Origin of the sequence: uncultured Proteiniphilum sp. (assembly GCF_937873925.1) — a bacterium.
Lineage (GTDB): Bacteria > Bacteroidota > Bacteroidia > Bacteroidales > Dysgonomonadaceae > Proteiniphilum.
Genome location: NZ_CALNAT010000232.1, coordinates 1 through 11,027, shown reverse-complemented (window position 1 = coordinate 11,027; position 11,027 = coordinate 1). Strand labels below are relative to the sequence as shown.

General features: G+C 41.3%; 9 protein-coding genes. 7 read left to right on the top strand and 2 right to left on the bottom strand.

Translation table 11 applies throughout. From position 1 onward, the window contains the following. The first annotated feature begins 66 nt into the window (after positions 1-66). Genes Q0502_RS16130 through Q0502_RS16110 form a run of 5 tightly spaced genes read left to right on the top strand, consistent with a single transcriptional unit; the run spans position 67 to position 6,947 of the window. A complete protein-coding gene (locus tag Q0502_RS16130; RefSeq protein WP_298652997.1) occupies positions 67-1,515 on the top strand; it encodes a hypothetical protein in 1,449 nt (482 codons plus the stop codon). 24 nt (positions 1,516-1,539) lie between these two features. Beyond that, positions 1,540-2,391, top strand: coding sequence for a glycosyltransferase family A protein (locus Q0502_RS16125; protein ID WP_298652995.1), 852 nt, complete (start codon positions 1,540-1,542; stop codon positions 2,389-2,391). Between the two features lie 22 nt (positions 2,392-2,413). Further along, on the top strand, positions 2,414-3,598 hold the full coding sequence (locus Q0502_RS16120; protein ID WP_298652993.1) for a glycosyltransferase family 2 protein: 1,185 nt from the start codon (positions 2,414-2,416) through the stop codon (positions 3,596-3,598). Positions 3,599-3,613: 15 nt separating this feature from the next. Continuing rightward, positions 3,614-5,845 (top strand): ATP-binding protein, encoded by a 2,232-nt coding sequence (locus tag Q0502_RS16115; RefSeq protein ID WP_298652992.1) that lies wholly within the window; start codon positions 3,614-3,616, stop codon positions 5,843-5,845. Positions 5,846-5,852: 7 nt separating this feature from the next. Continuing rightward, positions 5,853-6,947: an endonuclease/exonuclease/phosphatase family protein gene (locus tag Q0502_RS16110; RefSeq protein WP_298652990.1), complete on the top strand. Its 1,095-nt coding sequence runs from the start codon at positions 5,853-5,855 to the stop codon at positions 6,945-6,947. Here the strand turns inward: Q0502_RS16110 and Q0502_RS16105 are convergent. Both Q0502_RS16105 and Q0502_RS16100 read right to left on the bottom strand, forming a co-directional pair. Further along, complete coding sequence (locus Q0502_RS16105) at positions 6,916-8,043, bottom strand: hybrid sensor histidine kinase/response regulator (protein ID WP_298652988.1); 1,128 nt, start codon at positions 8,041-8,043, stop codon at positions 6,916-6,918. The two genes, Q0502_RS16110 and Q0502_RS16105, sit on opposite strands and share 32 nt — an antisense overlap. A gap of 16 nt (positions 8,044-8,059) precedes the next feature. Then, on the bottom strand, positions 8,060-9,007 hold the full coding sequence (locus Q0502_RS16100) for a UDP-glucuronic acid decarboxylase family protein (protein WP_298652985.1): 948 nt from the start codon (positions 9,005-9,007) through the stop codon (positions 8,060-8,062). A 192-nt stretch (positions 9,008-9,199) separates the two neighbouring features. Here Q0502_RS16100 and Q0502_RS16095 point away from each other — a divergent pair, with 192 nt between their 5' ends. Together Q0502_RS16095 and Q0502_RS16090 are read left to right on the top strand one after the other, a co-directional pair. Beyond that, a complete protein-coding gene (locus Q0502_RS16095; protein ID WP_298652983.1) occupies positions 9,200-10,180 on the top strand; it encodes a dihydroorotate dehydrogenase-like protein in 981 nt (326 codons plus the stop codon). Between the two features lie 283 nt (positions 10,181-10,463). Beyond that, positions 10,464-11,027, top strand: a 564-nt coding sequence (locus Q0502_RS16090) for a SusC/RagA family TonB-linked outer membrane protein (RefSeq protein ID WP_298652980.1), incomplete at its 3' end; no start/stop codon positions are given.

Genomic DNA, 11,027 nt, shown 5'->3' with positions numbered 1-11,027 from the left:
AATGCTTTATAAATAAAATAAACTATTTTTGCATATTATTGTCTTAGTAATTAAAATATTAAACTCATGTGTTTCACAATTAATCCTTATAAAACTATTCTTGTAGGTTTACTGATTATTTTTACTTCCTGCATAGACAAAGATATATACCAAGGAAACACCGAAGATAACCAGAGTACGGAATATGTAAGATACCTGTATCCGTATGGAAACGAAGCGCAAAATATTGTGGCGGAGATTACGTTGAAAACGGATGGAGAGGTTCATTCGGATATCATAAAAGCTGAAATCCCGGTCCTTAAATACAACAAATCGTGGTTATGTATGCTCACGCAGGATGATTGTATGCATGCGGCTTACAGCACAACATGGGCAGCAATTAACGGAAAACCGCTATCCAGTAATTACTATTACAATGCGGAACAACTGGCGGCCGGAGATCTGCCCCCCGATGTTCTTTATTTCAACAAGACCCTCGGAAGTACCGATGGAACGGGCAAGGAAGTTCGTTTTGCTTTTACGACAACACTGGCTGCTGAGTGGGCATGGATGGATGCAGAAATCAATGTGAATAAGGATTTTACAAAAAATTACTCCCGCTTTCAGAAAAAATCCGGATTAACATGGAACAATGTGTCTGAAATGTTGGCGTACGGTACGGGAATTGCATTCCATGATGTAAATACGGAAGCGGTTAACCGGGAAGATTCTATTATGAAGCATTATGAATTATCACAGCAGCTTATATTAAATAAATTATCGGGAAGAGGGTGTAAAACCCTGGCAGAGCCCAATGGAAACAAAACCTACGTTGCCGCCGCTTTGAATTATGCACCGATTGTGATCATGACTGCACAAAATACCGCAGCAACCGGTCCAAAGGTTGTTCCTTTATATCCTTTCAACGTACAAACAGACCTACACAACGGTTTATTGCAAAGAACTTTCTATGATTCTTCATACGACATTGTCAGTAAAATAGAATCCGAATTGAGAAAGGCCAAAGAAGAGAGGCAAGCGCTTCATATCGGCATACATGGCACCACTGTTACTTTTGCCCAATTTCTGCTTTGGTTAAACAATACGTACGGGAAAGATGGGGATGATTCCGTCTGGTTTCCTTCATTGGAAGAATATTACGAATATAATTATTATCGAACACACGGTACTGTAACAAAAGAGATAAGCGGAAATACGATTAAATTAAAAATTTCCTTACCTTCGGGACAGTATTTTTATTATCCCTCCGTTACCGTGAACCTGTCCGGAATAAAAAAGGAACAAATTAAGCAGATAGATTCGGATAACAAGGTGACGGGATTATCCTACATGGATTACGAAGACGGTTTAATGTTGAATATCGATTGTCGTAGATATCTTGTGGAACATGCGACTCATTTCGTTGAAAAATATGAGGCTTTTCATTCTTCATCAAACAAAAATGATGCAATCTACTTTACCGGTATGTTGAAAGAGTCTTCCCAAAAAACAGAACTATTAAAAAGAATTCAATAGTATAAAGGAACAAACTAACAGATTATGCCTTGGTATACCAAATACCTGTCGGTTTTTGAGAAACCCTTTTCTTCCGTTCCTCCGGAAATTGTGGAAGAGGTGAAAGAAAAATTGCATCGATTGAACAGTGAACAGCCATTGGCTTCTGTGGTGGTAGTTGCCCATAATGAAGAGACCCGCCTGTTGAGTTGCCTGTGGTCGCTGAGTGAGAATATTTGCCGGTATCCGGTCGAAATTATCGGGGTGAATAATAATTCCGACGACCGGACGGGAGAGGTGTTCGAAGCAACAGGTATTCCCGTATACTTCGAGGAGAAAAAGAGTTGTGGGTACGCCCGCCGTTGTGGGTTGAACCATGCCCGGGGAAAATACTATATCTGCATCGATTCGGATACGATGTACCCGCCTCATTATATTGAAACCATGATCACCGGCTTGCAAAAACCGGGAGTGATAGCAGTGTCTTCTCTCTGGAGCTTTATGCCGGACACCAATCATTCCAAATGGGGATTGAAGATGTATGAGCTCCTGAGAGATCTGTACATACGTGCTATTTATCTGAATCGTCCGGAACGGGGAGTGCGGGGAATGGTATTCGCGTATATAGCGGAATACGGCAGAAAAGTAGGCTATCGGGTAGAACTCGTCCGGGGGGAAGACGGTTCGATGGCTTTGGGCCTTAGAAAGTACGGAAAAATAAAATTAATAACATCACGGAAAGCACGTGCCTTAACCGCCAGCAATACACTGGATGCAGACGGTTCATTGTTTGACAGCTTTAAGGTGAGAGTCACACGAGCGTTGAAGAATTTTAATTTCTTTTTTACCAAACAAACTAAACCGTCCCAAGACGAAGAATCAAATTTAATAAAATAGGAATTAAATAATTAATCATTGGATGAGCGTAGCTGTATCTTACCTCTTTTTCTTCTGTTTATTTCTGGTATTCTATACCTATATCGGGTATGGCATAATTCTTTGGATTGCTGTGAAGATCAAAGAGAGGTTTATTCCTCCAAAAGCGCCTGCTCTCCCTGAAGTGTTACCGGAAGTTACCCTTTTTATCACGGCATATAACGAAGAGAATGTGGTCGATGTAAAAATGAAAAACAGTGTATCGCTCGATTATCCGGAAGATAAATTGAAAATTTACTGGATCACGGACGGTTCTTCCGATAAGACAAACGAAAACCTGGCAAAATACCCGGATGTCACCGTCCTGTTTGAACCGCAACGCAGAGGGAAAACTGCAGCCATAAACCGAGGCATGAAATCCGTAATGACGCCTGTTGTCGTCTTTACCGATGCCAATACACTAATCAATAAAGAGGCCGTAAAAGAAATAGTGAAAGCGTTTACCGATCCCCGGACCGGCTGTGTGGCCGGGGAAAAGAGGATCTCAGTAAAAGAGAAAGATACCGCTTCGTCGGGAGGCGAAGGAGCTTACTGGCAATACGAGTCGGCGCTGAAAGATCTTGATTCCCGCCTCTATTCGGCTGTAGGCGCTGCCGGGGAGCTTTTCGCCATTCGTACATCCCTTTTTGAGAAGATGCCGGAAGATACGCTGTTGGACGATTTCATACTATCATTACGCATTGCCGGAAAAGGTTACCGGATTGCCTACTGTAAAAACGCGTATGCAATGGAATCGGCTTCATTGAATATGAAAGAGGAGGAAAAAAGGAAAGTGCGTATTGCGGCCGGAGGAATACAAGCGATTTGGAGGCTTCATCCTTTGTTAAACATCTTCCGCTACGGGTGCCTCGCTTTTCAATTTATCTCCCACCGGGTATTGCGATGGACGATCACACCGATCGCGTTATTCCTGCTCATGCCGCTAAATATTGCATTACTCGTCTTGCAGGTGACGCCCGTATGGGTGTATCAATTATTTGCTGCCGGACAAATTGTTTTTTACCTGACGGCATTGATCGGATGGTATTTAGCACATCATAGCATTAAAACAAAATTGTTATTTATTCCTTACTATTTTCTGTTTATGAACTTCAATGTATTCAAAGGTATGGCCTACCTGAAAAAATTTAAAGGAAATGCGGTTTGGGAAAAAGCAGAAAGGTTATAAAATAAAAAACTACACATGGAACCCAAAGGTATTTTACATGACGACAGTCAGGCTGTCCGTTTACTGAAAATGACTTGCGACACCTTGTTATTTCTGAAAAACGATGGAACGTGTATCGATATGATCGTCAAAACGGAAAATAATCCCTATGTAAATAACCAATATACATTATTAGGGAAAAATATTTTCGACTATTTCCCCGAAGAAACCGTACGTGAATTGAAACCGGCGGTCGAACATGTCGTCCGCACAGGAGAAGTTTCCAATGCAAATTACAATCTTCCTAGCCAGGATAAAATGTTTTTCTTCAAATGCATCATTCAGAAATACGATGAAGAACATGTATTATGCCAATACCGGGATATCACTAAACGGAGCCAAATGAAAAAAAGTCTGCAGATGGCGAATGAACGATTGACAGAGACCGGACGGGCGGCAAAACTAGGGTATTGGAGTTACGATACGTCAACTAAAATTTTTCGTTACTCCGGGCATGTCGGTATATTGATGGATAAAAACGAAGAAGTAGTCATGCCCCTTGAAAAATATATGGAATATGTATATCCCGAAGACCGGCGAAAATTAGAGGATATCCTTGAACGCCGGAATTTCGGACAGGGCACATTCGAGTATAGGATTATCAAAGACAAGATATATTATCTGAGATTAAAGATTGTCAACATACTCCATACCAACAACGGTGTTATGATCATTGATGGTTATACGCAGAATATTGATGACATCGTTTCAAAATGGGATGAATTGAAGATGGTAACCCTGGCTATGAACAATTCCAATGACAATATCTATGCAACTAAAATGGACGGTACGCTCATCTTTGCCAATCAACTTTGCCGCAAACAGAACCAGATATCTGAAGATATCGATATTACAAAATATAAAGCCTATGAAGTGCTGGAAAATTTTACGGATAAACAGAGGTGGGATAATTTTATTCATGCATTGCGGGCAAATAATAACAGTTTAAAATATATATGTAACCATCCTTATCCCAGATTTAATGTGATCAGTTCCGACTGCTACTCGTTCATTATCCGGAACGAATACGGCGAAGAGATCATCTGGCACCTTCTCCGCGACATTTCAGAGCAATTGCGCTACGAGGACCAACTGAAAAAAGCCAAAGAAAAAGCGGAAGAATCAGATCGGCTGAAGACGGCATTCCTTTCCAATATGAGCCATGAAATAAGAACCCCGTTAAATGCCATTGTAGGCTTTTCGGGTATTATGGCAGATATTGACGATTCGCAGGAACGAAAGAAATTTCACAGTATCATCGAATCCAGCAATAAACGGCTGCTGTTATTGATCGATGAAGTACTCGATCTGTCGAAGATAGAATCAGGCACGCTTGAATTTGATTACACTCCTGTGAAGGTTAACGATCTCTACCGGGAAATCTTTATGACACATCAATTATACGCCAAACACGCTTCTTTGGTCCTTGAGCTGCCGGACGAGGACATTTGCCTAAAAACGGATAAAAACCGGTTGACCCAAGTGATCTCAAACCTGATCAACAATGCCGTCAAATTTACGCCGAAGGGTACGATTACCTTAGGTTACAGGCGTGTTGATGATTTTGTTGAATTGTATGTCAAAGATACCGGAATCGGAATTAAAAAAGATAAATTGAATAAAATTTTCAACCGTTTCGTAAAAGTCGATCCTTTCGCTCCGGGTACGGGGTTGGGGCTTTCTATCTGCAAGACGATCATAGAACGTTTGGGAGGGGATATTTCGGTAACATCCGAAGAGGGGGTAGGATCATTGTTTTCGTTCAGAATACCAATACTCCCTGCAGATTCTGAAGATGGACAAATTCAGGCTCCACTGATGTCCAAACCACTGCTACAACATACAGAAAAGGAGAAGGCAACAATTTTGGTGGCCGAAGATATTGACGATAATTTCGAATTGATACAGGTTATGATCGGATCACAATATCACCTGTTGCATGCCAAAGATGGCAACCAGGCCGTCGATTTATTTGACAAGTATCATGCCGACCTGATTTTAATGGACATCAAAATGCCGGAGATGAACGGACTCGAAGCAATCAGGAATATTCGGCGGAAGTCGCCTTACTCTCCTCCCATTATTGCTGTCAGCGCCTATGCGTATGAAGACGATAAAAAAGAACTGCTCGACAGCGGATGTAATGATTTTGTAACCAAGCCGTTAGACAAGGATATCTTGCTCGCTACCATCAATAAATATTTGTAGTTGGAAAATGGGAATACGGGTCCTTGTAAAGCTGCTTGACGTTGTATGGGGGTTAATCAGTGTGATTCCGGCTATCCTGGCGGTAGGCGGTTTCCTGGCATCACGCTTTCATCCTGCCCGCCACATGGAATTGCAATGGTTGGGCTTATTCCTGCCCCTAATATTGGGAATAAATATGGTGTTGATAGTATACTGGATAGGGAGAAGGAAATTATGGTTTGTAATTCCCTTTTTGGCCGTACTACTCAATATCCCTTATTTATCCGGTATTATCCAATGGCCTTTCAAACGAATAAAGCCTGCCGGCAGGGAACTGAACGTAGCTACCTATAACATACAACAGCTACGGGCCGGAGACATGTCTGCCATAGGCCGCGAAACAGGTGGGTTTATGTATAACGGGAAGATCGATATTCTTTGCATTCAGGAATTTCCCGGTGCCGGTGACGCGCAATTAAGACTGATTGATGAAATATCCGGGTTCCTGCCTTACTATACGGTACATTCCTCGTCCCCTCAGGATATGCATATTGCCCTGTTCAGCAGGTATCCTATCCTGCAGTCGCAGGGAATAATTTTTCCGGATGGAAGCAGTAATACGGCAATGTGGGCGGATGTGGATATTGACGGACAGGTAGTAAAAGTATTCAACGCCCATCTGCAAACCACCAACCTGAACCAAAACAGGATCCGACCTTCGGATAATATTGACCGGGCAGCATCCCGGATCATAAGGCTAAAGGATATGATGAATGAAAATGGTGTGATCAGGGCCCGGCAGGCGGATCTGATCAGGGCCTTGATAGATGAAAGCACCTGTCCGGTTATTGTATGCGGGGATTTTAACGACACTCCCGCCTCTTATGCATACCGGAAAATTAAAGGGAATCTGGAAGACAGTTTCCGCTCTTGTGGGAAAGGTTATGGATACACATACCGGTACCTTCGAAAATTATTCCGGATCGATTATGTCTTTTATTCCCGGGATGTATTCAGGGGGATACGGTATTACTCTCCCGACCTGGAATACAGTGACCATAAACCCGTGATAGTGGGGCTGGATTTGGATCCTACCTCTCTTTCTTCGGAAGGGCGAAACTGAAAGTAGATCCTTCTCCTTCTTCCGATTTGAAAAACAGCCGCCCGTTGTTTAGTTTCATAAATTCATTCACGAGTAACAGGCCCAACCCCGAACCGGATTCATGTCCCGTTCCGAAAGTGGTGTAAGGGGTGGTTACATCCAATAATTTGCCTTGATCGTGCGGGCTTATTCCGCAACCGCGATCGATGACACTTAAAAAAACTTCCCTCTCGTCCGATTCTACCACAACGTCGATTTCACTGCCACTGTAACTGAATTTAATAGCATTACTGAGCAGATTCCGGATAGCGGTTTTAATCATATCTATATCCACAAATATTCCCGTATCCCCGACCGGAGATGATTGAAAGTTGATTTTTATTTTCTTTGTGGCGGCGATCATCGAAAAAACCTCCACTACACCTTCGGCAAGTTCGGCAAGATTAATGTCTTGAGGTATTGCCTCCAACTTTCCCAACTGGCTTCTGGTCCATTTCAAAAGGTTATCGAGTAGTGTGAACAATTGTTCTGAGATCTCATTGGCGCTTTGTATCATCTCCAGTATTTCCCGTCCACCGATCTGCTGTTCTTCCATTTTAAGGATCAGTACATTCAGAGTCATTTTCAGGGATGATATGGGTAACCGTAAATCGTGTGCAATGACGGAATATAACGCGTCTCTCCCTGCTATGGTTTTTTTGAGTTCGGCGGTTTGGCGCTGTATGGTTCTCTTTGCTTCCAGTAAGGTCAGTTGATGGCGGACTCTGACGAGCAGTTCTTCTTTATTGAAGGGTTTGGATATAAAATCACCGGCTCCCAAATGAAACCCTTTGACTATATCGGCAGGCGTATTTAATGCGGTTAAGAAAATAATCGGTATTTCCTGGTAATCAGGATTGTTCTTTAAGCGTTCTGCCAATTCAAAACCATTGACATCCGGCATTAAGACATCCAGTAAAATTAAATCGATTTTTTCTTTTGTAAGCCGGTTGAACGCTTCTTCCGCATTTTCTGCAGTGAAGACCTGTAACCCTGATTGCTCTAACATCACTTTCAGCAACCAAACATTGGCCGGAATATCGTCTACTATCAATATTTTATACACCGAAAAATCCATTAACTTTTTTCTTATTTCAATTCGTGTTTATTATTTTGTTTTTAAAATGGATGATCATTTTAGATAATCCTTCTTCCAGGCTGACACGCGGACTCCAGTTCAATTTTTCCTGTGCGAGACTTATATCCGGTTTGCGTTGCTTCGGATCATCTTTCGGTAAGGGTTCATACACCAGCCTGGAATGAGAATTTGCATGCCGGATGATATGTTCTGCTAACTCTTTAATAGTGAATTCTGATGGATTTCCTATATTGATGGGCCCTAAAAAATCGTCTTCCGTATTCATCACCCTTGTCAGGCCCTCTATCAAATCATCGATATACTGGAAACTGCGGGTTTGACTTCCATCGCCGTAAATGGTAATATCTTTATTTTGCAATGCCTGAAGGATAAAGTTAGAAATGACTCTCCCGTCATGACGCAGCATCCCCGGACCGTATGTATTAAATATACGGACAATTTTAATACGTACTTTTTCCTGCCGGTTGTAATCCATGAAAATCGTTTCGGCGCAACGTTTACCTTCATCATAACAAGATCGTAATCCGATCGGGTTTACGTTTCCCCAATACGATTCGGGTTGAGGATGCACCAACGGATCACCGTAAATCTCACTTGTAGAGGTCAGTAAAATTTTGGCATTGTGTTTCTTAGCCATTCCTAAGACATTGAAAGAACCCATCACTGATATCTTCATTGTTTTAATCGGATCCCGCTGATAATGTACAGGGGATGCCGGACATGCCAGATGGTATATTTCATCAACATATCCAATGGGGTAAGGATATACGATATCATGTTCTAAAAATTCGAAATGATCATTTCCCATTAAATGAGAAATATTTTCTCTACATCCCGTAAGAAAATTATCCAGACAAATTACATAATAACCCTTATTTAATAAAATTTTACATAAGTGAGAACCTATAAATCCCGCGCCTCCGGTAACTAAAACTCTTTTCATTGAAACATGCAATGCGATTGATTGTGTATACAAAACTAAACAAATAATCAAACACTATTGTTATATTTTATAATAATTTTCCGTATTGAACAATGTTAATTCGGGGTCTTGATAGAAAGCAAAAATTAAATACTTGGTAATTAGATATATAAGTAAGAATCAAAAAATATCTAATTCATTGTACTCACTGAAATGTCGGATTTAAGCATTAATTACGCAAAGTTAAAACTGAAGAATCCCATAATAATAGGAAGTTCGGGGTTAACGGACAGCGTGGATAAAAATAAAGTCTGGGACAGGGCGGGCTGCGGAGCGATCGTCCTGAAATCCCTGTTTGAGGAACAAATTGAGAATGAATCCAAAACAATCCTAAAAAAGTATGAATCTCCGGGTAACCATGATCTTATATGGAACTATGTGAAGGGTAATAAGGTAATGGATTATCTCAATTTAATAAGAGGCAGTAAAAACTATTGCTCTATACCGATTATTGCAAGCATCAATTGCTATAGCGATGGAAGTTGGATAGAGTTTGCAAGCCAGATAGAAAGTGCAGGCGCCGATGCGTTGGAACTTAATATTTCGGCTATTGTTTCTGATCCGGCCGTTCATCCTATGGAGTCATCCGAAAAATATATCAACATCTTAAAAAGGATCAAAGACATTATTAGTATCCCGACAATCGTCAAGTCAAGCAGACTATTTAACAATATTCCCTGGCTGGTAAATCAATTAAAGAATAACGGGGCCGATGCCGTGGTCCTTTTCAACAAGTTATATCAACCCGATATTAATATCGATACATTAAAAATCATATCCGGTTCCGTTTTCAGTTCCCCGCAGGATTTAAGTGAGACATTGCGGTGGTTATTCCTGACTTCCTCCAATGTTACTGAAATTGATCTCGCAGCGTCCACCGGCGTAAACAATTGGAAAGATGTGATTAAATGCCTGCTGGCAGGAGCTACGGCGGTGCAGATGGTGAGCGCACTCTATCAGGATAAAGAAAGAAAACTAATACCTGAAATTATTCATCGTATAGAAGAATGGATGGATTCCAGGGGATTTAAAAGTATCAATGACTTCAAAGGAAAATTGAATGTGGAACCGGCAGCCGATAAAACTGTGTTTGAAAGGGCCCAGTTTATGAGATATTTTTCAAACCATACATGAACTGGCTTTTTTTCAGCCTGTGTCTGGGTATTTTATCAATATTTGTATTTCCAAAATAGGATGATCGCGGCATATCTTCTGGTGTACTCCTGTGATATTTTCTCCTCTTTTGTTAAATTTTTACTTTTTACTCATCCTTTTTCTTTTTTCCTGTGTCTATTATGAAGAACCGATAAGAAGCTTTCAAAAGTGTTAAATCAGTATCTGTGGAAGTGAAGAGAGTTATGAGGTAATTTTTATGTCTAATTTTTAATATGTAGAACAAACCATGGGAAAAATTCCAATGAAAAGGCGATGGATGATTCTGATGTCGCTCTTTGTGCTGGGTACTGTAATCAGTCCGGCACAAAAAGTGAACCTGAATTTCAGCCAAACAAATCTGAGAACTGTGCTGGAAAGTATTACCCAGCAGACAGATTACACGCTGGCTTTTAGCAAAGAAGCGGTGGATCTGAATGATGCAGTAACTATCAGGGTGACCGATACCGATCTTACGCAGGTGTTAGACCAACTGTTTATACCCCGTAATATAGGTTACGAACTGAGAGACAACAAAATTTATATTTTCGACAAGCCGGCGGCTGCGGTAACCGGAACAGGACAGGCTCCTCAACAGGAGATCCGCCTAAGCGGACGCGTGACGGATGAGAATAGCGATCCGGTTATCGGTGCCAATATTGCCGTTCCTGGTACTGCTATTGGTACGATTAGCGATGCTGACGGGAATTTCTCGTTGACAGTGCAAAGAGGTGCTACAGTACGTGTCTCTTATATTGGTTATTTAGAGCAACAATTCACGATTACCAATCAGACTGTGCTTAACGTGCAACTGCAGGAAGATGCCGAA

Excerpts from the sequence above, each read along its gene's own strand:
- Q0502_RS16130 (WP_298652997.1), top strand. The coding sequence starts at position 67 with ATGTGTTTCACAATTAATCCTTATAAAACTATTCTTGTAGGTTTACTG.
- Q0502_RS16125 (WP_298652995.1), top strand. The coding sequence starts at position 1,540 with ATGCCTTGGTATACCAAATACCTGTCGGTTTTTGAGAAACCCTTTTCT.
- Q0502_RS16120 (WP_298652993.1), top strand. The coding sequence starts at position 2,414 with ATGAGCGTAGCTGTATCTTACCTCTTTTTCTTCTGTTTATTTCTGGTA.
- Q0502_RS16115 (WP_298652992.1), top strand. The coding sequence starts at position 3,614 with ATGGAACCCAAAGGTATTTTACATGACGACAGTCAGGCTGTCCGTTTA.
- Q0502_RS16110 (WP_298652990.1), top strand. The coding sequence starts at position 5,853 with ATGGGAATACGGGTCCTTGTAAAGCTGCTTGACGTTGTATGGGGGTTA.
- Q0502_RS16105 (WP_298652988.1), bottom strand. The coding sequence starts at position 8,043 with ATGGATTTTTCGGTGTATAAAATATTGATAGTAGACGATATTCCGGCC.
- Q0502_RS16100 (WP_298652985.1), bottom strand. The coding sequence starts at position 9,007 with ATGAAAAGAGTTTTAGTTACCGGAGGCGCGGGATTTATAGGTTCTCAC.
- Q0502_RS16095 (WP_298652983.1), top strand. The coding sequence starts at position 9,200 with ATGTCGGATTTAAGCATTAATTACGCAAAGTTAAAACTGAAGAATCCC.